Genomic DNA, 21,294 nt, shown 5'->3' on the forward strand with positions numbered 1-21,294 from the left:
AAAAAGGTAACTTCTTAGAGTGACGTCTGCAGAGAAATCCCCGTTCTACATCACCACCGCTATCAGCTACCCCAACGGCGTGCCGCACATCGGACACGCCTACGAGGTCATCGCGACTGATGCCATGGCGCGGTTCAAGCGCTTGGACGGTCATGAAGTGTTCTTCATGACCGGCACGGACGAGCACGGGCTCAAGATGCAGCAGTCGGCCGAGAAGGAAGGCATAACGGCCAAGCAGCTCGCGGATCGCAACTCTGCGGCGTTCAAGCAGATGAGCCAGGACCTGGGAATCTCCCATGACCGTTTCATCCGCACCACGGACCCGGACCACTACACGGCGTCGCAAGCTATCTGGAAGAAGATGGAAGCGAACGGCGACATCTACTTGTCAAAGTACGAGGGCTGGTACTCGGTCCGCGACGAAGCGTATTACGTCGAAGACGACACCATCGTCAAGGAAGATGGTCTCCGTTATTCCAAGGAGACGGACACGCTCGTCACATGGACTGCCGAGGAAAGCTACTTCTTCCGCTTGTCCGCCTACCAGGAGAAGCTCCAGGCCCTTTACGAGGCCCAGCCTGAGTTTGGTGCGCCGCAGTCCCGGTTCAACGAGGTCATCAGCTTTGTGAAGCGTGGGCTTGAGGATCTCTCCATCAGCCGCACCACCTTTGACTGGGGTGTCCCTGTTCCGGGCGATGAGAAGCACGTCATGTACGTGTGGGTGGATGCCTTGACGAATTACCTCACCGGTGCCGGGTACCCGGATGTCGAGTCCGAGTCCTTCAAGAAGTTCTGGCCGGCCGATGTCCATGTCATCGGCAAGGACATTTCCCGCTTCCACGCAATCTATTGGCCGGCCTTCCTCATGAGCGCAGGCCTGGAATTGCCCAAGCGCGTCATGATCCACGGGTTCCTGACCAACAACGGCGTGAAGATGTCCAAATCCCTGGGCAATGTTGTCGCCCCGCAGGACTTCGTGGCGCAGTACGGGCTGGACCAGTGCCGCTTCTTCTTCCTCCGGGAAGTCCCGTTTGGCGCCGATGGCAGTTACAACCATGAGGCAATCGTGGGCCGCATGAATTCGGACCTGGCCAACAACTTCGGCAACCTTGCCCAGCGTTCGTTGTCCATGGTCGCTAAGAACTGTGAAGGCAAGGTTCCTGTCCCCGGCGAGTTCACGGCTGAGGACAACGCTTTGCTCGCGAAGGCCGGAGAATTGCTGGCTACCGCCCGAGGCGCCTTTGACAAGCAGGAGTTCAGCCGCGCCCTGGAGGCTATCTGGACAGTGCTGGGCGACACCAACGCCTACTTCGCCGAGCAGGCCCCGTGGGTGCTGCGGAAGACCGACGTCGAGCGGATGAATACGGTGCTGTACGTCACCTTGGAAGTTGTCCGCATTGTGGCGATCCTTGCCCAGCCGGTCATGCCTTCCTCGTCTGCCAAGCTCCTTGAAGTGCTCGGACAGCCCGAAGGAGAGGCCCGGCAGTTCGCCGCCATCGCCACGCCGATCGTTCCGGGCATTGAACTTCCGACCCCGACGCCGATCTTCCCGCGCTACGAGGAACCCGTGGAAGCGTAAGTACTCGCTCTCGCACATAACAGCCGTAAAGCTGAAATGCTCTCTCACATCCTCCCGTTCAAGGGAAGGAAGTGAGAGAGCATTTCTCATATGGCCCGTTTGATGTGGGAGAGGATTAGGCCGTAGCCAGACCCTCAACAGGGGACAGCCGCGCTGCACGATGGGCAGGTATCACGGAGGCCAGCAAACCGGCCACCACAGCGACGCCGAACACCGTTGCGAGCTGAAGCCACGGAACCGCCGGAACAACATCAGCCACACCGCCAAGAGCGGCCTGGGCGCCCAGCCAGCCGTAGACGATGCCCATGCCCGCACCGAGGACTGCGGCCACACCAGCTATGAGCACGGCCTCGATCGCGAGCATTCCCCGGAGTTGGCCCTTCGTCAGGCCCAGTGCCCTCAGCAAGGAGTTCTCCCGGGTTCGTTCAAGGACGGAGAGGGACAACGTGTTCGCCACACCGATCAGGGCAATCACCACTGCCACCCCCAGCAATCCTGTGACCACCAGCAATAGGACGTCAATGATGCTGTTAAAGTTCACGCGCTCGATTGCAGCGCCGCTAACAGTGCGTTCCTGCACGCCCAAGGCCGCGGCCACTTCCTTTTGAATGGCCTGGACACGGTCAGCAGATACGGAGTCGTCCAGTTTCACCCACGCCATAGAGGGCGTTTCCGGCAACGCACTGGACGGGAGGCTGGAGATCTCAACGAAAGGTGGGATGTGACGGGTGCGGAGGACCTTGGCATCCAGCGACACGGGACCGGCCGCCGTCGAGATCGTTGCGGCTCCGCCTTTGGAGTCCTCGGGCAGGTAGACGGTACCGGGGTTCGGCCGCAAAGCACTATCCCTCAGCACGGACGAGGCATCGGCCGCGGAGATTCCATAGATGGTATTCCCGCCATCAGGCGTGGCCTCGGCAAGGGTACCGACAGCCGGGAGCAGGACTGCGGTGCTGACGCCGTCGATTGCCTTGATACGGGAAACAGCGGCGTCGCCGGAGCCGATGGCACCAGTCGCGGTCATTGCTGCCAGGTCCACGGGATAATTCTCAGCAAGGGTGTCGTTGAAGGCCTGCCGGGACGTGGCTGCGCCGGTCATCATCAGCGACACCAGAGTGACGCCGATCAACAAGGCAGCGGCAGTAGCCGACGTACGGGCAGGATTGCGCGTGGCGTTAACCGCAGCCAGCTTTCCGGGAACACCCACAGGTGCAGCCACGCGTCCAGCCAGGGCCACTACCGTCGGAATGAACAGGGTTGAGCACAACAGGATCCCCACAAAGGAGAGGGCTCCGCCGAACAACGCAATCAGCAGCGAGACGGTAGTGCTTCCGAAAATCAGCAATGATGCCCCTCCGAGGAGCGCCACCAGGCCCAGAGCCAGGCGGACCTTGCCGCGCCGGTTGCCAACGGCAGCGTCATCGGCAGGCCTTAGGGCAGCCAGGGGAGCGACCGCCGTAGCGGCTTTGGCGGGTACGAGGGCTGCAATGACTGTCAGCAGCGTTCCGGCCACAAGGCCGGCGATGATTGCCGACGGCGGTACGGCCAGGGTGGCAAAAGCCTGCTCAGGCTGTGTCTTCGCCCAGGCGATGAGTACGTACATGAGGGCGGTTGCGGCAATCACGCCCAGCACGGCGGAAATGAATCCGACCACCAGGGCCTCCAGCATGACGGATCCGCGGATTTGGGACCGTCCTGCGCCGAGGCACCGAAGAAGCGCCAGTTCCCTTGTTCGCTGGGCCACCAGCACGGAGAACGTATTGGCCACCACCAGAATGGAGACGAGGATAGCGACGCCGGCAAAGGCGAGCAGTACCACTGTGAGTTGGTCCTGACCGGCGCTCAGCATGGCGACCGTAGATGTGACCTTCTCCTGCGCGGTTTCCAGGGTGGGAGCTTCGGCGCCTGCCGCTTCCATGCGGTGCGCGATGTACTCCTTCGCTGCGGAGACGTCTTCGCCGGGTTGGAGAATGAATTGCAGGCCCGAATATCCTGCTCCGGCGTCCTGCACCGCGTTCAGGACAGACTCTGATGCGACAAGCTGGGCCGCAGAGGATGAGAAAGGATCATTCGTTGCCTGAATCAGGCCGGCAACTTTTACCTTGGCGTTCTTGACGGGTCCGGCACCGTGCAGCTCGAGCGTACTTCCAACGGTGAGTCCCAGATGCTCTGCTGTCTTGACGTCGATCACGGCTTCGAAGGGCTGCGACGGCATGGAACCGGAGGACAAGACCGCACCCTCCAAGGGTGATGGTGCCGTATTTCGCAGCCGGCCCTGCTGCTCACCGCCACCGGCCACGAACGTCACATACGTGGAGCGTTCGGCGTAATGGTCCTTGACGGCGGGCGCGGACGTCGCGGCATCCACTGCTGCCTGGCTGAAGGCCTCACCGTTTTTGGATGTAGCAATAAGGTCCGCGTTGCGGTAGGCCTCGCCGATACTGGCGCCAAGTGAAGCATTGGTGCTCGCGCCCACCATAAGCGTGGCTGAGAGGAACATAACGGACAGCATCACGGCGAGCCCGATTGCGACGAATCGTCGGAAGTGAGTCGTCAATTGGGAGAGAGCTACACGCAGCATGCCTTAAGCCCCCAGCTTGCCGAGCGCCGTCAAAACAGATTCCGCTGTGGGCTTCTGGATCTCGCCCACCAGACCGCCGTCGCTCATCAGCACCACGCGGTCGGCATAGCTTGCGGCGACGGGGTCATGGGTCACCATGATGATGGTCTGGCCCATCTCCTGGCTGCTGCGACGCAGGAGGGCAAGCACTTCGCCGCCGGCTTTGGAGTCCAGGTTGCCGGTCGGCTCGTCGCCAAACACGACGTCGGGACGCGTCAGTAGCGCCCGGGCTACGGCGACACGCTGCTGCTGTCCGCCGGACAACTCGTGTGGTCGGTGCTTCAACCGGTCTTTCAACCCCAGGGTGCTGACTACGGTATCCAGCCACCCGGCGTCGGCGGTTGTTCCCGCCAAAGCGAGCGGCAGCGTGATGTTCTGTTCCGCTGTCAGGGTGGGCACAAGATTGAAGGCCTGGAACACGAAGCCAATGCGCTCGCGTCGAAGGGCGGTGAGTTGGCGGTCGTTGAGTCGGGTGAGCTCTGTGCCGCCCAGGACGATCCGTCCGGAGTCCGCCGTATCAAGACCGGCGAGGCAGTGCATGAGCGTGGATTTGCCCGATCCGGAAGGTCCCATGATTGCGGTGAATTTGCCTGCCTCGAAGCCCACCGATACCTCGTTCAGGGCCATGACTCGTGTATCGCCGCGTCCATAGCCCTTTGTCAGCGCGAAAGCTTCAACTGCTGTGCGTGGGCCGGATGCATCGGCTTTAGCGGGGAGGCCGTTGCCTGTTGGGTGGGGGAGAGGCGTGAAAGTTGTCATGGTTTCACGCTATGTGCCGGGGATGCGCCGCTGGATCCGGCCAGGGACCCATTCCTGGCAAGGCCAGCTCATACCGTGGTCTGAGATCACGTGATGGGCGGAGCTAGCTTCCTGGCGCGACCACGCCGGTCTCATAGGCGATGACCACCACCTGCACGCGGTCCCGGGCTCCTAGCTTGGCCAGAATGTGGCCCACGTGGGTCTTCACCGTGGCCTCCGACAGAAACAGCCCGGCGGCTATTTCCGGGTTCGACTGGCCCTGGGCGATCAGCTGGAAAACCTCGCGTTCACGGGCGGTCAGGCGTTCGACGGCGGCAGCGTGCCGGCTCTGCTCGGGCGTTTGTGTCCTGAGCAGGGGAGCAACGTGATCCAGGAGCCTGCGTGTAGTGGATGGTGCGATGACGGCGTCACCGCGGTAGACGGTGCGGACAGCCTCCAACAGCTCCTCCGGCGGGGCGTCCTTGAGGAGAAACCCACTGGCCCCGGCCTGTATCGCAGCCAAAGCGTATTCGTCGAGGTCGAAGGTGGTCAGGACTACGATTTTGACCTCTGCCCGCTGGGAGCCCGAGGGCTGGGTGGCTGCCTGTTCCAAAATGCGTCTCGTGGCTTCGATGCCGTCCATACCCGGCATGCGTACATCCATCAGGACCACATCCGCCGTGGTGGCACTAAGTGCCTGCACTGCCTCGATGCCGTTGCCTGCCTCTGCCACCACCTGGAGATCAGGTTGGGAATTGATCAGCATGCCGAACCCCGAGCGAACCAATTGCTGGTCATCGACGAGCGCCACCCGGATGGGTGAGGGGAGTTCAGGCATGGTTTAGGCCTCCGAATAAGGGATGAAAGCGGACACACGGAAACCGCCGCCCTGTAAGGGGCCTGCGGTCAGGGAACCATCGTAGAGCGAGATGCGCTCCGCCATGCCGCGGAGGCCGTTTCCCCCTCCTCCTGTGGGCGGATCAGCCGCGGCGCCCCGACCGTCGTCGACGACGTTCAGCTCTAAACCGCGACCCTGCCAAGTGAGCGTCACACTCGCTCGGGCGTGGGGTCCCGCGTGCTTCATGACGTTGGTGAGCGCTTCCTGGATGATCCGGTAGGCAGTGAGTTCGGCCCCGGTCGGAAGGGCCCGCCGAGGCATGCCAAGCTGTTCGAAGGAGACATTCAGCCTGGCAGCACGGAATCCCAGCAGCAGCTCATCGAGATCGGAGAGCCTCGGTTGCGGCCTTGTCGGCGCGTCCTCGTCCGAACGCAGGACCCCTAGCAGCCTGCGCATTTCGCCGAGGGAATCCCGGCCTGTGGCTGCGATGGTGGCCAACGCTTCGGTGGCCAGTTCCGGCTTAGCGGTGGCGGCGTAACGGGCGCCGTCGGCCTGGGTAATGATCACGGAGAGCGAGTGCGCCACGATGTCGTGCATTTCCCTCGCGATATGGGAGCGCTCATCAGCGGCGGCCAGTTGGCGCTCCTGCAGTTGTTCGATTTCAAGGCGGCGGGTCCGATCCTCAAGGGCCTGGAGCTGGAGCCGCCGCACGCGGGTGAGATCGCCGAGTGTCCAACTGACCAGCACCAGCATCCAGATAAGGACCGTGTACAGGGCCCCGATGGTGAGGCCCATGATGCCTGACTCGGCGGAGCTTGAGTATTCACGCGTGGTGAGCATGACACCGCCCAGCAAACCAAGGAGCAGGACCGTCCGGCTCGCCCAGGCCGGTCCATAAGCGGCCGTTGCATAGATGACCAGGGGCACGGCTATTTGGCCGGCCACCGGTTCGGCGCCGATCGCCCACTGGATCAGGCACACCAAAACCACGACGGCGGCCGCGACCACAGGGCGCGTGCGTCGCCAAGCCAGCGGCAACAGGAGGCCGCAGGAGATGAGGAAGAGCAAAGGGCGGTCGGCCACGAGATAGACAGGTCCAAACAAGAGGACCAGCAGGCACGTTGCCGCCAGATCTACCTTTAAGCGGTTGATCCGGAACCATTCGTATAAAGCGTGCCTTCTGTCCACGGTACGACTCTATGTGTTCGGTTTGGTCGCAGGCATCATGCCCTGGTCTGATTTCGCGCTTGTCGCCTGTTCGAAGAGTGAGACGATTTTGACCAACATGTGGATTGCTTGGCTAGATAGACGTATGAGTGCATCGTCCATCAACCTCGCTGTCATCCCCGGCGACGGCATTGGCCCCGAGGTCATCGCCGAAGCTGTCAAGGTCCTCGAAAAGGCTGTCGCCGCCGAAGGCGTGGCCCTTGAGCAGACCCACTACAAGCTCGGTGCGCAGCACTGGCTTGAAACGGGCGAGACCCTGCCGGACGAGGTTTTGGAAGACCTCCGGACGCGTGACGCCATTCTCTTTGGTGCAGTGGGAGCAGCCCCGGGCGATACCAGGATTCCTTCCGGCATCATCGAACGCGAGATGCTGCTCAAGCTTCGCTTCAGCCTGGACCACTACGTGAACCTGCGGCCGTCCCGGTTGTATGGAACCGTCGGGAGCCCCTTGGCAAACCCCGGGGTCATCGATTTCATCGTTGTCCGGGAAGGCACCGAAGGTCCCTACGTAGGCAACGGCGGCACCCTGCGCGGCGGAACCCCGCACGAGGTTGCCACCGAGGTCTCCCTTAATACTGCGCATGGCGTGGAGCGCGTGGTGCGGGATGCATTCCGCCGCGCCAGTGAACGTCCGCGCAAGCACGTCACCCTCGTCCACAAGCACAATGTCCTGGTCTTCGCCGGACACTTGTGGAAGCGCACCGTTGAAGCAGTGGCCAGCGAATTCCCCGAGGTCACCCACGATTACCTGCACATCGATGCTGCAACCATCTTCATGGTTACCGATCCCTCCCGCTTCGATGTGATCGTCACCGACAACCTTTTCGGGGACATCCTGACCGACCTCGCCGCTGCCGTTACGGGTGGCATTGGCTTGGCGGCATCGGGCAACATCAACATGGACCGCACAGCACCATCCATGTTCGAACCCGTCCATGGCTCAGCACCGGATATCGCCGGACAGCAGAAAGCCGATCCCACCGCGGCCATCCTCTCCGCAGTGCTCCTCCTGGACCACCTTGGCTACACCACGGCGGCCCGCAAGATCGAGGCGGCAGTGGTCGCCGACGTCGAAAGCCGCACCGGCGAGCCGCGCACTACTGCGGCGATCGGCGATGCCATTGCGGCGGCACTTTAGGCTCATTTCTCAGGCGTAAGCTTGTCTTGAATTATTTACCTGCTTCCCTGGTCCACCGCTGAACCGCTTCCTCCGGGACCCGTTTCGCGCTACCAGGTAGCTGACTGTGGAGGAAACATGACTCAGACTGCCCATGGCGTCGAATTCAGCCAGCAGCTTTCGGAAACCCCGAAGTCTGCTGAGGAGCGTGCAGCCATCCTGGCGAACCCAGGCTTTGGCGATTACTTCACCGACCACACCGCCGTCGTCGACTACAAAGTTGACGCCGATGGCAATGGCGGTTGGCAGAACGCCCGGATCGAACCCTACGGACCTATCTCCTTGGATCCCTCGGCCGCAGTCCTGCACTATGGCCAGGAGATCTTCGAGGGCCTTAAGGCGTATCGCCACGCTGACGGTTCGGTGTGGACCTTCCGCCCCGAAGCGAACGCCGCGCGCTTGAACAAATCGGCCCGCCGGCTCGCCCTTCCGGAATTGCCGGAGGAATACTTCCTCGGTGCCATCCGTGAACTCGTGCAGGCCGACCAGGAATGGGTTCCGTCGGGCGACGGCGAAGCCCTTTACCTCCGTCCGTTCATGATCGCCACCGAGGCTTTCCTTGGCGTTCGTGCTGCCCGCGAGGTGTCCTTCCGCGTTATTGCTTCCCCGGCCGGTAACTACTTCGGTGGCGAGCTCAAGCCGGTCTCCATCTGGATCTCCCGGGAGTACGCCCGCGCCGGCCGCGGCGGAACCGGAGCGGCCAAGTGCGGTGGCAACTACGCAGCTTCATTGATCGCTCAGCAGGAAGCCGAAGCGAACGGTTGCAAGCAGGTCCTCTTCCTGGACCACTTCAACGACGACGCCGTGGAAGAACTCGGCGGCATGAACGTCTTCTTCGTCATGAAGGACGGCTCGCTGGTTACTCCCGCGCTCAGTGGCACCATCCTCGAGGGCGTCACCCGCATGTCCGTCATCCAGGTGGCAAAGGACATGGGCCGGGAAGTTTCCGAGCGCAAGATCACACTGGACGAATGGCGCGACGGCGTTGCTTCAGGCGAGATCGCTGAAGTCTTCGCTTGCGGTACGGCGGCCGTGATCACCCCGATCGGTGTGCTCAAGGACGCGACGGAATTCATCGGATCCGAGGACGCCAAGGCAGGCGAAACCACCATGGCCATCCGCCAGCAGCTCCTGGGAATCCAGACCGGTACCGTCGAAGACACCCACGGCTGGCTGACCCGCCTGGTTTAGTACCCGGGTTTCCTGACACAACTGAAACGCACGACGGCGGTCCTGCCCTTGGTTACCAAGCGGCAGGGCCGCCGTTGCCATCCCCGGTCCTCTCTCACATCCCAACGGTTTTTCAGGGTCCTTCTCTCACTTCCCAACGGGTTTTCTGGATTCCTTTATCACATCCTGACCGTTTGGCGGGAATGTTCTCTCACATACGGAGTGGTCGGTTGAGGTCAACGGTGCGGTCCGCCGTCGACGTTCAAAATGAGCGAGCATCGGTGAAAAGTGACCCGGAGGTGAGCGAGCATCGGTGGAAAGTGGTCCGGATGTGAGAGAGGATCCGAAGTGGTGCCAAGATGGGACAGTGACTTCAGAATCAATGGCGACTTCCGGTAACCACCCCGTCGGCGACGACACCTCTGGACTGCAGAGAAGCAGCAGCCTCACCCGCTTCCGGCTGGCACCCAACCCGGGCCCGATGAGCCTGGATGGCACCAACTCCTACGTCATCAGCGCCCCGGATTCCGGTCACGTCGCCATCGTGGATCCTGGCCCGGAAGACGAAGGGCACCTGGCAGCGCTTGCGGCGGCAGGCGTGGTGGACGTCGTGCTCATTACGCACCGGCACGCTGATCACACGGCAGCGTCCGCCAGGTTCCATGAACTGACGGGCGCTCCCGTCAGGGCTGCTGCCGCGGAGTATTGCCACGGCGGAGAGTCTCTGGTGGACGGCGAAGTCCTGCATGCTGGCGGCGTGGAGATCCATGTCCTGGCAACTCCTGGCCACACGTCGGATTCCTTGTGCTTCCATCTCCCCGCAGACGGACCCACAGGCTCCGTTCTTACGGGTGACACCATCCTGGGACGCGGCACCACGGTGCTGGACTACCCCGATGGCCGCCTGGGCGATTACCTCGCCAGTCTGGACAAACTCGAATCCCTGGGCCCAGCTACGCTCCTTCCCGCTCATGGCCCGGTGCTTCCTGCCCTGGACGGGAAATGCCGTGAGTACCGCGAACACCGCCAGCAGCGGCTAGACCAGATCAGGGCTGCGTTGGCACAGCTCGGCCAGGATGCGCCGATTGCCGCAGTTACTGATGCGGTGTATCCCGACGTCGATCCTTCGGTCAGGTGGGCAGCTGAGACGTCGGTTGCCGCGCAGTTGGATTACCTTCGCAGCTAGCGCGCAAACGCCCAAGCACTGGAAGGTAGGCTTGAGCCCATGCGTATCGCCCGGTTTGTAGTTGATTCTGATCCCCTTTATGGCGTTGTTGAAGGCGAGCCCGGTAGTGAGGAAATCACTGTCATCAACGGCGACCCCTTCTTCAATGGCGTCGAACGTACCCACGTGAAGCACAGGCTTGAGGATGTGCGGCTCCTTGCCCCGATCATTCCGCGCAGTAAGGTGATCGGCGTTGGGCGTAACTTTGCCGAGCATGCAGCTGAGCTGGGTAACGAGGTTCCGCAGCATCCATTGCTCTTCCTTAAGCCGAACACCTCCGTCATCGGTCCAAACGATCCGATAGTCCTCCCGGAGTTCTCCGATGAAGTCTCCTTCGAAGCGGAGCTGTGCGTCATCATCGGCCGCATCTGCAAAGACGTCCCCGAGGAACGTGCCGACGACGTCATTTTTGGTTACACCTGTGGAAACGACCTCACTGCCCGGGACGTCCAGAAAACCGATCTTCAGTGGGCCCGCGCCAAGGGCTTTGACACCTCCGCTCCGCTGGGCCCGTGGATTGAAACCGATCTGGACCACGAGGACCTGTCCATCCAGGGACGGCTCAATGGCGAACTCCGTCAGGACGGCAGCACCAGCCAGATGATCCGCGGCGTTCGCGAGCTCGTCTCGATCGTTTCACACGCGTTCACCCTGCTGCCGGGCGACGTCATCATGACGGGAACCCCGGCGGGCGTCGGTCTGGTCAGCGAGGGCGACCGCTTCGAAGTGGAGATCGAAGGCATCGGCCGCTTGTCCAACCCGGTGGTTCGCCGCTAACGGCCGGACCAGACCTTGGCGCCCGACGACGGCACGCGACTTTCGTACGAAAGGCGCGGGCCGTCGTCGGGCCATTCCTGCGGGGAACCGGGCCGATATCAAGCGGTAAAGTTGAAGCACTATGACTACTGCTTCTGCGTCCAGCGCTGCCTCCAGCGCCATCCCTGCCGTCAACGCCGAGACTCCAGTCCGCGTCCGCTTCTGCCCGTCGCCTACGGGAACGCCGCACGTTGGCTTGATCCGCACTGCCCTGTTCAACTGGGCCTATGCGCGCCATACCGGTGGCAAGCTGATATTCCGCATTGAGGACACTGACTCTGCCCGCGACAGCGAGGAGAGCTACCACCAGCTGCTGGATGCCCTTAAGTGGCTGGGCATCGACTGGGATGAGGGCGTCGAAGTAGGCGGACCGCATGAGCCATACCGCCAGTCGCAACGTGGAGATATCTACCAGGACGTCATCGCCAAGCTCAAGGCTGGGGGACATGTCTACGAGTCCTACTCCACGCCGGACGAGATCGAAGCCCGCCACCGGGCAGCTGGCCGCGATCCCAAACTTGGGTATGACGGCTTCGACCGCCACCTGACCGAGGAACAGCTTGCCCAGTTCAAGGCCGAAGGCCGGGAAGCCGTGCTGCGTCTCCGCATGCCGGATGAGGACCTGACCTTCAAGGACCTCGTCCGCGGCGAGATCACGTTCAAGGCCGGTTCGGTGCCCGACTTCGCGGTTGTGCGTGCCAATGGTGCTCCGCTGTACACGCTGGTGAACCCGGTGGACGATGCCCTCATGGGCATCACGCACGTGCTTCGCGGGGAGGACCTCCTGAGTTCCACGCCCCGGCAGATCGCGCTGTACCGGGCGCTCTACGCGATCGGCGTGGCGGAGTACATGCCGGAGTTCGGTCACCTGCCCTACGTCATGGGCCAGGGTAACAAGAAGCTTTCCAAGCGCGATCCGGAATCCAGCCTGTTCCTGCACCGCGAGCGTGGCTTCATCCCTGAAGGCCTGCTCAACTACCTGTCCCTGCTGGGCTGGTCACTGAGCGCGGACGAGGACATTTTCACCGTGGAGCAGCTCGTGGCCAACTTCGACATCCATGATGTCCTGGGTAACCCTGCGCGCTTCGACCTCAAGAAAGCGGAGGCCATCAACGGGACCCACGTACGTATGCTCGAGCCGGAGGATTTCAAGCAGCGGCTCGTCCCGTACCTCCGGGCCGCAGGTTTCGTGGGGGAGATCCTTACCGCCCGGCAGGAGGAGATCCTCAGGGAGGCGGCTCCTCTGGTCCAAGAGCGCATCACACTTCTCGGCGAAGCTCCTGAGATGTTGGCCTTCCTCTTCAAGGCCGACGACGCGATCGATGTTGCTGACGACGCCCGTAAGGGGCTCCCGGAGAACCTGCAGGAAGTGCTTGACGCGGCACTTGCTGCGTTGGAGCCCATAGAGGATTGGACCGCTGAGAACATTCAGACGGCACTCAAGCAGGCATTGGTCGAGGACCTTGGCATCAAGCCCCGTGCCGCCTTTGGGCCGGTGCGCACCGCTGTTTCAGGCCGACGTATTTCTCCGCCGCTGTTCGAGTCAATGGTGATCCTGGGTAAGGACTCCTCATTGGCCCGCGTTCGCGCGTTCCGGGGCTAGGCGGCAACGGTCATGGCTATTGCAAGCTCCTTCGGGACTATCCGCGGTGTTCTGTTCGACATCGACGACACCTTGGTGGACCTTGAGTACGCCATGACAACGGCGCTGCGTGATGTTAGCGAACATCTCCTGCCCGGCCTTGACCAGGCCGGGTGGGTGAAGTTCGGCCGTATCTTCACCCACGAGACAACGCATTTCTATGACCGCTACCTTGCTGGCGAATTGACCTTCAATGAGCAGCGCCTTTTGAGGGGCCGGGCAGCCTTGGGCCACTTTGGCGTTGAGCTCGGAGACGGTGAGGAATCGCAGTCGTGGGTTGCTGAGTACCATCAGCGGCAAACGGCCTACGTGCGCGCTTTCGACGACGTAGCAGGAGTGCTGGATGCGCTCGACGCTGCAGACATTCCCTACGGTGCTGTCAGCAACAACGTTCATGACTACCAACGGGCCAAGTTGGATGGGGCGGGCCTGTCCAGGATCAAGATCCTCGTAGGAACGGATACGGTCGGCGTGGCGAAGCCGCATCCGGCAATCTACCTTGAGGGCGTGCGGCTGCTGGGGACAGAACCCGGTGAGACTCTCTACGTTGGGGACAACCGGCTTCTTGACGCGGACGGCGCAACGGCCGCCGGCCTTATTGGCGTGTGGCTCAACAGGACCGGGGAAGAGGTTGAAGAGTTCGTCGGGCGTCAGGTGGATTCGTTGTCGAGACTGCTGATTAAGGCACCTTCCTCAGCCTGACATCCATGTGATGCAGGTAACGGCCTCGCGATTTGTGCAGGTGGCAAGACTCCGGTAGAGTCATTACTCGTGCTGAGGGGCACGGAGGGAAAAGCCAAGGGAAACCACGGCGAAGAACTCCGGTCCAAAAGTCACTTTGGGATATGGTGTAATTGGCAACACTACGGTTTCTGGTACCGTCATTCTAGGTTCGAGTCCTGGTATCCCAGCTCTGAAATTCCGCTCTATTGCCGCGGAAAATCAGAATTCCACATCGCTTAGCCGATTTGGAAGAGAGCTGAAAGTGTGAAATACTCATTCAGCTTGTTCGCCGGAAACGGCGAAGAAAAAGTGCAAGGCCCCATCGTATAGCGGCCTAGTACGCCGCCCTCTCACGGCGGTAACGCGGGTTCGAATCCCGCTGGGGTCACAAACAATTCCCCCGGAACTTTGGTTCCGGGGGAATTCTTGGTTTAAGCGCATTTTCGTTAGCGAGCCGACATTCCGGGTTAGCCTCCCCCCGACATTCCCTCCAGCCGGGCTCCTGATGACCCGCTGACAGTCCTTAGGCTGGCATGATGATGCTGTGACCGCACATGAAGAGCCGCCAAGAGCAGGGACCAGTCCTGTCACGAATAAAGCCCAGGCTGATGCCGTCAACACCCTTGAAGCGGCCCGGAGCGAACTAGCGGGCGCAGCCTTGCCACTCGCCTTGCCCGATGCCGAAGCCGGGCGCCGCTTGATCAGGGAGACCCTCGCACAGCTCGACGACTATGTGATCCCCAGGTACCGCAGCCTGGACGCGCCGCTGCTGGCCGTCGTCGGAGGTTCCACTGGTGCCGGTAAATCGACGCTGGTTAATGCGTTGGTAGGCTACCCGGTGACACGTGCCGGAGCTATTAGACCGACAACGCGTCAGCCGATCCTCCTCCACCATCCGCAGGATGGGGAATGGTTTGAGGGCCAGCGCATTCTTCCCAACCTGGAGCGGATCAGGGGCAGCGTCTCTGCGGAACCGTTGCCTGCAAATCAAGCCGGGATGGCGCCGGATGCCCAGGCAATCACGTCCCTGGTGCTCGTGGGTCACGACCATGTGCCCCAGGGCGTGGCGATTCTGGATGCGCCGGACGTCGACTCTATTTCCGATAACAATCGGAAGCTGGCGGGTCAGTTGCTCGCCGCAGCGGATCTTTGGGTGTTCGTCACCACGGCAAACAGATACGCCGACGCCGTCCCGTGGCGCCTGCTCCTGGATGCGGCTTCGCGGGACATCACGGTGGCCGTGGTGCTGGACCGCGTGCCACCGGCAGCGGACGAAGAAGTCAGGACGGACCTCAAGGCGATGTTGGATCGTCAGGGCCTGGCTGCTGCAGAACTCTTCGTGGTTCAGGAAAGTGCATTGGACGATTTGGGCATGCTACCTGCCGAAGCGGTCGACGGATTGCGTCATTGGCTCGCCGGTCTTGCCGCTGATGCTGCCGGACGAGCGGACGTCGCGCGGCGTACGCTCAATGGTGCCATCAAAGCAGTGAGCGCCCGGTTTGAAGCCATTGCAGCTGCGGCTGCAGCCCAGGATGCTGCGGCGCATGAGCTCCGCTCCGTCTGCATTCACGAATACGACGACGCCCTGCTACGCATTCTGGAAGCAACCAAGGATGGTGCGCTGCTGCGCGGGGAAGTGCTGGCACGATGGCAGGATTTTGTGGGCACGGGTGAATTCTTCCGTGCACTTGAGCAGAACATAGGGCGTATGCGGGACCGGATGGGGGCATTCTTCAGAGGTGAACCCGCCCCGGCTGTGAAAGTCGAGACCGCGATCGAGACGGGTTTGCAAGCAGTGATTCTTGACGAGGCCGCCAATGCCGCAGAAAACGTTGACAGGCGCTGGCGCTCGGATGCGGCAGGCCGCCAGCTGTTGGGCGCCGCAGATCTTTCGGGGACCAGTCCTGGCTTTGACGCGAAAGCCGCGGCCGCCATCCGCTCCTGGCAGGAAGGACTCATGGAACTGATCCGCACCCAAGGTCAGGAAAAGCGCACGCAGGCCCGGTGGCTCTCCTTCGGCGTGAACGGGCTGGGCGCAGCGCTGATGGTGGTGGTTTTCTCCATGACTGCCGGTTTGACCGGATTGGAGATAGGCATTGCGGGTGGAACGGCTGTGGTGGGGCAGAAGCTGCTTGAAGCTGTCTTCGGTGAGGATGCCGTCCGTCGGCTTGCCCAGCAGGCCAGGGCCGATCTTCACACGTCCTGCCAGCGCCTTCTCGAGGAAGAACGGGACAGGTTCCTCGGTCGGCTGGAGGCCACTGGCTTGGACGGTGGCACCGTCCATAGCGATATGCACCTCGACCGCCATGCCAAGGCACTCCGTCGCTTGGCAGGGGCGGCATGAGCCGGCACAGTCAAGTCCGGGAATCGTCCCAACTCCAGCGGCGGCTCGAAGCGCTGAACACAGCACGGGAGCTGGCCGAGGGAGTGCTGCCCGAGGAGGAACTGCAATCCGTCTATGAGGTACTTGAACGGGCCACGTCCAGACGCTCGTTGTCGGCAGGACACACGGTGGTGGGCTTTTTCGGGGCCACAGGAAGTGGCAAGTCATCCTTGTTCAATGCCGTTTCCAGCAGCAATCTGGCAACCGCGGCGGCCCGTCGGCCCACCACATCCGCGCCTTTGGCAGGAATTTGGGGCGAGGACGGAAGTGGACCGCTGCTGGACTGGCTCGGAGTGCAGGAGCGGCACAGCCTGCCCGGGCTCCCAGGCCTGGCCTCTGCGGAGAGCGGCCTGATCCTGCTGGACCTTCCCGACTTTGATTCAACGAAAGTGGAGAACCGGGAGGTAGTCCAGCGCATGGTCGGGATGGTGGACGTCCTGGTCTGGGTGCTGGACCCGCAGAAGTATGCAGATGCTGCCGTGCACAACGACTTCCTGCGTCCGATGGCCTCCCATGGAGCCGTCACACTTGTTGTCCTGAACCAAATAGACAAGCTCAACGACGCCGACACCGCTGATGTGCTTCATTCCCTGAAAGGCATCCTTGAGCGCGACGGCCTGGATGACGTTCGCATCCTGGGCGCCTCGGCACTGACTGGCGAAGGCATCGATGCCGTCCGTGGTGCCATCCGGGACGTCGTGATCCAACGGGAGGCCGCCACAAAACGCTTGGCTGCCGATGTCTCCAAGGCTGCTGCCGAACTGTTCCAGGTTTCAGGTGCAGGCGAGGCTCGCGGCATCAAAGCAAACACCAAGGCTAGACTCGCCACTGAATTGTCGACGGCGGCCAACGTACCTGTGGTGGTTGACGCGGTAGCGCGATCCTTCAAGAGGGAATCGGCGCGGCGGACGGGATGGCCCGTGACGCGCTGGTTGCTGCGATTCCGGCCTGATCCCCTGCGGAGGCTGAACCTGGGTAGGCAGGACACCAGGCCCGAACTCAACCGGACTTCCTTGCCGGTAGCGGGCGCACCCGAACGTGCGAGGACGGATGCCGCAGTGCGTGATTTTGTGGATGAGGCTTCGGAAGGCGCTCCTGGCCCGTGGCGGGCGTCCATCCGTGCTGTGGCCAGGGAAAGCCGCGAGCAACTGCCGGATGCCCTGGACCAAGCCATCGCCGGGACGGATCTCAAAACGTCAAAACGCCCGTTCTGGTGGTTGTTGTTCAACTCACTTCAATGGATCGCACTTCTCCTGGCGGTCGGCGGACTTGGTTGGCTTGGGCTCCTGGCCGCGCTCGGCTATTTCCAAATGCCTGTGCCGGAGGTTCCGAGGACTGAGGGATGGCCCTGGCCTACGTTGATGGTGGCCTGCGGAGTGGTTTTGGGGATTGTTCTTGCCATCTTCGGCAGAATCATCGGCGGCTGGGCCGCTCGCCTGCGCGCCAAGGGCGTGGCCAAAAGACTGAAAACCGCGATAGCAGGCGTAGCTGAGCAGCGCATCGTGGAACCGGTGGAGGTGGAGATTGCCCGTTTAGGTGCCTTCAACGCGGCGATAAAAACCGCGCGCACAGGATAGGGACGTCTATAGATCGGCCGCAGCGTCCTTGACTTTGATCAGGGTCCGAAGGTTCCGCGTTGTGGTACTGGCCTTGTACCGCGGCTTGGCAGAGAGTTTGCTGAAGGGACTATCCAAGGTGCCTCCGGCCGGTGATAGCCAAGCGGAAGCTTCCGGTCCGAGCCGCACCTGTTCCACGCCACCAAGGGCCTCTCCGGCCTCAAAGAGCTCGTCCAGCATGGCTTTGTCCGAGGTGAGCGTGATGTAGCTGTGCGTGGCTTTGTCGTCGGCAGGGTACGGGCAGGCATCCACGAGTTCGGCCACCCGCGAAGAAGTGAGGACAACAACCCAGGCGTCGTAGCCGAAGGATTCACGCAGGCACTTTTCGAACTGGGCTTTTACATCCTTGATGCTCAGATCACTCTTCAGGACAACGTTTCCACTCGCCAGCAGCGTCTTCACGTCAGAGAATGGGTAGCCCTTAAGTGCCGATTTCAGGTCGGCCATCTTGATGTTGATCCCGCTGACGTTGATGCCCCTGAGGAATACTGCGTAGATGGTCATGGACGTCCCCCTTCAAAGACAGCGGGTCTAGTCGTTGTTCTTGCGCAAGGCTTCTGTCAGTACCCGGGCGGCATTGCAGACGACCTCGGCGTGCAATCGTCCTGGCTGACGCGTGAGGCGCTCAATGGGACCTGAAATGGACACTGCGGCTATGACCCGTCCAGAGGGTCCACGGACCGGAGCGGAAACCGAGGCGACCCCCGGCTCGCGTTCGCCCAGGCTCTGACCCCAGCCCCGGCGTCGTACTCCTGCCAGGACGGTGGGCGTAAATCGGGCGTTCTGGAGTCCTTCCAGCAGGCGGTCGTGGTCTTCCCAAGCGAGGAGGACCTGCGCGGCCGAACCGGCTTTCATGGACAGCTGGGTTCCCACCGGAATGGTATCGCGCAGCCCGATCGGACGCTCCGCTGAGGCAACGCATACGCGCCAATCGCCCTGCCTGCGGAAAATCTGGGCGCTCTCGCCGGTAGCGTCCCGCAGTTGGATGAGTACCGGCCCTGCAGAAGCGATGAGCCGGTCTTCACCGGCCGCGGATGCGAGTTCCACCAAGCGGCTGCCCAGAACGAATCGTCCCTGGATGTCGCGACTGACCAGCCGGTGGTGGACCAAGGCCAGCGCGAGCCGGTGAACGGTGGGCCGGGCGAGGCCAGTGGCCGCTACAAGTTGTGCAAGTGTTGTTGGCCCGGCCTCGAGGGCATCGAGTACTTGGGCCGCTTTATCAATGACCCCGACTCCACTAGAATTGTCCATGTAATGATATTGCCGTCTCAATATCTGAGATGCAAGTTGTTTCACTAGCCTATTTTGCGGCCCTGCTGGTTCAGTGGTTAGAAGAGTTCAGTGGTTAGAAGAACAGTTCAGTGGATGAAGAACATCCAACTTCAGTGAAGGGAGCAAGGCCGTGGGAAAGACACTGGCCGAGAAAGTCTGGGACGCGCATGTAGTGCGCAAGGGTGAAGGCGAAGGAGCCAATGCCCAGCCCGACCTTCTTTTCATTGACTTGCACCTGGTCCACGAGGTGACGTCACCGCAGGCTTTCGAAGGGTTGCGCCTGGCTGGCCGCAAGCTGCGCCGCACCGACCTCACCATTGCCACGGAGGACCACAACACTCCCACACTGGACATCGACAAGCCCATCGCGGACCTGACCAGCCGCACGCAGATTGAAACGCTGCGCGCCAACTGCAAGGAATTCGGCGTCCGCCTGCACTCGCTCGGCGATAAGGAACAGGGCATCGTGCACGTTGTGGGTCCGCAGCTGGGCCTGACCCAGCCGGGCATGACGGTGGTGTGCGGCGACTCGCACACCTCCACGCACGGCGCCTTCGGTGCACTGGCCATGGGTATCGGAACCTCTGAGGTCGAGCACGTCATGGCAACCCAGACGCTGTCCTTGAAGCCGTTCAAGACCATGGCGATCAACGTTGAAGGGACACTGCGTCCCGGCGTCACTGCCAAGGACATCATCCTGGCCGTCATTGCGAAGATCGGGACGGGCGGTGGACAGGGCTATGTCCTGGAGTACCGTGGTTCCGCCATCCGGGCCCTGTCGATGGATGCCCGCATGACCATCTGCAACATGTCCATCGAAGCTGGCGCCCGAGCCGGCATGGTGGCTCCGGACCAGATCACGTACGACTACATGCAGGGCCGCCCGCATGCGCCCGAAGGCGCGGACTGGGACGCCGCCGTCGAGTACTGGAACACGCTCCACACTGACGCCGACGCGACGTTCGACGTCGAAGTGGACCTCGATGCCAACACCCTCGAGCCGTTCGTCACTTGGGGCACCAACCCTGGCCAGGGCGTTTCGCTGTCAGCCAAGGTTCCGTCCCCGGAAGACTTCGGAGATGAGAACGCCAAGGCTGCCGCGGAGCGCGCGCTTCAATACATGGGCCTTGAGGCAGGCACACCCATGAAGGACATCCGCGTGGATACCGTGTTCCTGGGCTCCTGCACGAACTCCCGGATTGAGGACCTGCGGGCCGCGGCGGACATTATCCGCGGCCGCGAGAAGGATCCGGAGGTCCGAATGCTTGTGGTGCCAGGTTCCGCCCGTGTCCGTCTGGAAGCTGAAGCTGAGGGCCTGGACAAGGTGTTCAAGGATTTCGGTGCCGAGTGGCGCTTCGCCGGTTGTTCCATGTGCCTGGGTATGAACCCGGACCAGCTGGAGCCGGGGGAGCGTTGCGCATCAACGTCCAACCGCAACTTTGAGGGCCGCCAGGGCAAGGGTGGCCGTACGCACCTTGTCTCTCCCGTGGTGGCTGCCGCGACAGCCGTTCGCGGAACATTGAGCTCGCCGTCGGACCTTGAGCCCGCTTCTGTAGGCACATTGACCGGAATCGCAGTCTAGGAGGATCCCATGGAAGCATTCACCACCCACACCGGCATCGGTGTTCCGCTGCGCCAGAGCAATGTGGATACCGACCAGATCATCCCGGCGGTCTACCTCAAGCGCATCACGCGCACAGGCTTTGAAGACGCCCTCTTCGCTGCGTGGCGCAAGGACGAGTCGTTCATCCTCAACCAGGCCCCGTTCAAGGCCGGCTCCGTGCTGGTGGCCGGCCCCGACTTTGGCACGGGTTCCTCCCGTGAGCACGCCGTCTGGGCGTTGAAGGACTACGGCTTCAAGGCCGTGTTGTCCTCTCGTTTCGCCGATATTTTCCGTGGTAACTCAGGCAAGCAAGGACTCCTGGCCGCCCAGGTTGCCCAGGATGACATCGAGCTCATCTGGAAGGTCCTGGAAAATGCCCCCGGCACCGAAGTCAAGGTGGACCTGGTCTCCAAGACGGTGGAATGCGGCAACGTCGTGGCCCCGTTTGAGATCGACGACTACACCCGCTGGCGCCTCCTGGAAGGCCTCGACGACATCGGCCTGACCCTCCAGCACGAGGAAGACATCACCGCTTACGAGGCCACCAGGCCCGCCTTCAAACCGAAGACCCTTCCGGCGAAAAGCTGACGGATCCGTCGTCGGCTGAATGCTGCGGAACCAGGACCGGTGGGCCCCTTAGGGTGGGCTCGCCGGTCCTTTTTTCG

At 62.1% G+C, this 21,294-nt stretch carries 17 protein-coding genes and 2 tRNA genes; 13 read left to right on the forward strand and 6 right to left on the reverse strand.

Annotated elements, in window-relative coordinates; all coding sequences use genetic code 11:
* Positions 1-19 precede the first annotated feature (19 nt).
* On the forward strand, positions 20-1,579 hold the full coding sequence (metG, locus tag ACFX4T_RS01490; RefSeq protein WP_377650555.1) for a methionine--tRNA ligase: 1,560 nt from the start codon (positions 20-22) through the stop codon (positions 1,577-1,579).
* A gap of 115 nt (positions 1,580-1,694) precedes the next feature.
* Here the strand turns inward: metG and ACFX4T_RS01495 are convergent, their stop codons facing one another.
* From ACFX4T_RS01495 to ACFX4T_RS01510, 4 genes are all read right to left on the reverse strand, one after another.
* Positions 1,695-4,160, reverse strand: coding sequence for an ABC transporter permease (locus tag ACFX4T_RS01495; RefSeq protein ID WP_377650556.1), 2,466 nt, complete (start codon positions 4,158-4,160; stop codon positions 1,695-1,697).
* A gap of 3 nt (positions 4,161-4,163) precedes the next feature.
* Entirely contained in the window at positions 4,164-4,958 is a 795-nt protein-coding gene (locus ACFX4T_RS01500) for an ABC transporter ATP-binding protein (protein ID WP_377650557.1), read from the reverse strand.
* A 103-nt stretch (positions 4,959-5,061) separates the two neighbouring features.
* The gene (locus tag ACFX4T_RS01505) at positions 5,062-5,775 is read right to left on the reverse strand and encodes a response regulator transcription factor (protein ID WP_216923885.1); all 714 of its coding nucleotides are present in this window, start codon (positions 5,773-5,775) and stop codon (positions 5,062-5,064) included.
* A 3-nt stretch (positions 5,776-5,778) separates the two neighbouring features.
* Positions 5,779-6,963, reverse strand: coding sequence for a sensor histidine kinase (locus ACFX4T_RS01510; RefSeq protein WP_377650558.1), 1,185 nt, complete (start codon positions 6,961-6,963; stop codon positions 5,779-5,781).
* Positions 6,964-7,087: 124 nt separating this feature from the next.
* Between ACFX4T_RS01510 and ACFX4T_RS01515 the strand changes: the two genes are divergently transcribed.
* The 10 genes from ACFX4T_RS01515 (at position 7,088) to ACFX4T_RS01560 (ending at position 17,715) form a co-directional block, all read left to right on the forward strand.
* Entirely contained in the window at positions 7,088-8,140 is a 1,053-nt protein-coding gene (locus ACFX4T_RS01515) for a 3-isopropylmalate dehydrogenase (RefSeq protein ID WP_216923883.1), read from the forward strand.
* A gap of 117 nt (positions 8,141-8,257) precedes the next feature.
* Positions 8,258-9,370 (forward strand): branched-chain amino acid aminotransferase, encoded by a 1,113-nt coding sequence (locus ACFX4T_RS01520; RefSeq protein ID WP_216923882.1) that lies wholly within the window; start codon positions 8,258-8,260, stop codon positions 9,368-9,370.
* Between the two features lie 361 nt (positions 9,371-9,731).
* Positions 9,732-10,535 carry an MBL fold metallo-hydrolase gene (locus tag ACFX4T_RS01525; RefSeq protein WP_377650625.1) on the forward strand — a complete coding sequence of 268 codons (804 nt, stop codon included), beginning with the start codon at positions 9,732-9,734 and terminating at the stop codon, positions 10,533-10,535.
* A gap of 39 nt (positions 10,536-10,574) precedes the next feature.
* The gene (locus ACFX4T_RS01530; protein ID WP_377650559.1) at positions 10,575-11,351 is read left to right on the forward strand and encodes a fumarylacetoacetate hydrolase family protein; all 777 of its coding nucleotides are present in this window, start codon (positions 10,575-10,577) and stop codon (positions 11,349-11,351) included.
* A gap of 121 nt (positions 11,352-11,472) precedes the next feature.
* Positions 11,473-12,993 carry a glutamate--tRNA ligase gene (gene gltX, locus ACFX4T_RS01535; RefSeq protein WP_377650560.1) on the forward strand — a complete coding sequence of 507 codons (1,521 nt, stop codon included), beginning with the start codon at positions 11,473-11,475 and terminating at the stop codon, positions 12,991-12,993.
* 12 nt (positions 12,994-13,005) lie between these two features.
* Positions 13,006-13,734: an HAD family hydrolase gene (locus tag ACFX4T_RS01540; protein ID WP_377650561.1), complete on the forward strand. Its 729-nt coding sequence runs from the start codon at positions 13,006-13,008 to the stop codon at positions 13,732-13,734.
* Between the two features lie 137 nt (positions 13,735-13,871).
* Positions 13,872-13,943 (forward strand) — tRNA-Gln (locus ACFX4T_RS01545).
* 127 nt (positions 13,944-14,070) lie between these two features.
* Positions 14,071-14,143 (forward strand) — tRNA-Glu (locus ACFX4T_RS01550).
* 156 nt (positions 14,144-14,299) lie between these two features.
* On the forward strand, positions 14,300-16,099 hold the full coding sequence (locus tag ACFX4T_RS01555; RefSeq protein WP_377650562.1) for a dynamin family protein: 1,800 nt from the start codon (positions 14,300-14,302) through the stop codon (positions 16,097-16,099).
* Entirely contained in the window at positions 16,096-17,715 is a 1,620-nt protein-coding gene (locus ACFX4T_RS01560) for a GTPase (RefSeq protein WP_377650563.1), read from the forward strand. The genes ACFX4T_RS01555 and ACFX4T_RS01560 overlap by 4 nt, the downstream gene beginning before the upstream one ends.
* Before the next feature lie 6 nt (positions 17,716-17,721).
* Here the strand turns inward: ACFX4T_RS01560 and ACFX4T_RS01565 are convergent, their stop codons facing one another.
* Entirely contained in the window at positions 17,722-18,258 is a 537-nt protein-coding gene (locus ACFX4T_RS01565; protein WP_377650564.1) for a DUF1697 domain-containing protein, read from the reverse strand.
* A gap of 27 nt (positions 18,259-18,285) precedes the next feature.
* Entirely contained in the window at positions 18,286-19,005 is a 720-nt protein-coding gene (locus ACFX4T_RS01570) for an IclR family transcriptional regulator (RefSeq protein ID WP_014922101.1), read from the reverse strand.
* Between the two features lie 151 nt (positions 19,006-19,156).
* On the opposite strand from ACFX4T_RS01570, the gene leuC reads away from it, so the two are divergent.
* Together leuC and leuD are read left to right on the forward strand one after the other, a co-directional pair.
* On the forward strand, positions 19,157-20,608 hold the full coding sequence (gene leuC / locus ACFX4T_RS01575; RefSeq protein WP_377650565.1) for a 3-isopropylmalate dehydratase large subunit: 1,452 nt from the start codon (positions 19,157-19,159) through the stop codon (positions 20,606-20,608).
* Between the two features lie 9 nt (positions 20,609-20,617).
* On the forward strand, positions 20,618-21,217 hold the full coding sequence (gene leuD / locus ACFX4T_RS01580; protein ID WP_216923874.1) for a 3-isopropylmalate dehydratase small subunit: 600 nt from the start codon (positions 20,618-20,620) through the stop codon (positions 21,215-21,217).
* The last annotated feature ends 77 nt before the right edge of the window (positions 21,218-21,294 follow it).

This window comes from Paenarthrobacter sp. YIM B13468, assembly GCF_042788025.1.
GTDB classification, from domain to species: domain Bacteria; phylum Actinomycetota; class Actinomycetes; order Actinomycetales; family Micrococcaceae; genus Arthrobacter; species Arthrobacter aromaticivorans.

Coding starts and splice junctions, on each gene's coding strand:
- ACFX4T_RS01495 (WP_377650556.1), bottom strand. CDS start 4,160: ATGCTGCGTGTAGCTCTCTCCCAATTGACGACTCACTTCCGACGATTC.
- ACFX4T_RS01500 (WP_377650557.1), bottom strand. CDS start 4,958: ATGACAACTTTCACGCCTCTCCCCCACCCAACAGGCAACGGCCTCCCC.
- ACFX4T_RS01505 (WP_216923885.1), bottom strand. CDS start 5,775: ATGCCTGAACTCCCCTCACCCATCCGGGTGGCGCTCGTCGATGACCAG.
- ACFX4T_RS01515 (WP_216923883.1), top strand. CDS start 7,088: ATGAGTGCATCGTCCATCAACCTCGCTGTCATCCCCGGCGACGGCATT.
- ACFX4T_RS01520 (WP_216923882.1), top strand. CDS start 8,258: ATGACTCAGACTGCCCATGGCGTCGAATTCAGCCAGCAGCTTTCGGAA.
- ACFX4T_RS01525 (WP_377650625.1), top strand. CDS start 9,732: ATGGCGACTTCCGGTAACCACCCCGTCGGCGACGACACCTCTGGACTG.
- ACFX4T_RS01530 (WP_377650559.1), top strand. CDS start 10,575: ATGCGTATCGCCCGGTTTGTAGTTGATTCTGATCCCCTTTATGGCGTT.
- gltX (WP_377650560.1), top strand. CDS start 11,473: ATGACTACTGCTTCTGCGTCCAGCGCTGCCTCCAGCGCCATCCCTGCC.
- ACFX4T_RS01540 (WP_377650561.1), top strand. CDS start 13,006: ATGGCTATTGCAAGCTCCTTCGGGACTATCCGCGGTGTTCTGTTCGAC.
- ACFX4T_RS01560 (WP_377650563.1), top strand. CDS start 16,096: ATGAGCCGGCACAGTCAAGTCCGGGAATCGTCCCAACTCCAGCGGCGG.
- ACFX4T_RS01565 (WP_377650564.1), bottom strand. CDS start 18,258: ATGACCATCTACGCAGTATTCCTCAGGGGCATCAACGTCAGCGGGATC.
- ACFX4T_RS01570 (WP_014922101.1), bottom strand. CDS start 19,005: ATGGACAATTCTAGTGGAGTCGGGGTCATTGATAAAGCGGCCCAAGTA.
- leuD (WP_216923874.1), top strand. CDS start 20,618: ATGGAAGCATTCACCACCCACACCGGCATCGGTGTTCCGCTGCGCCAG.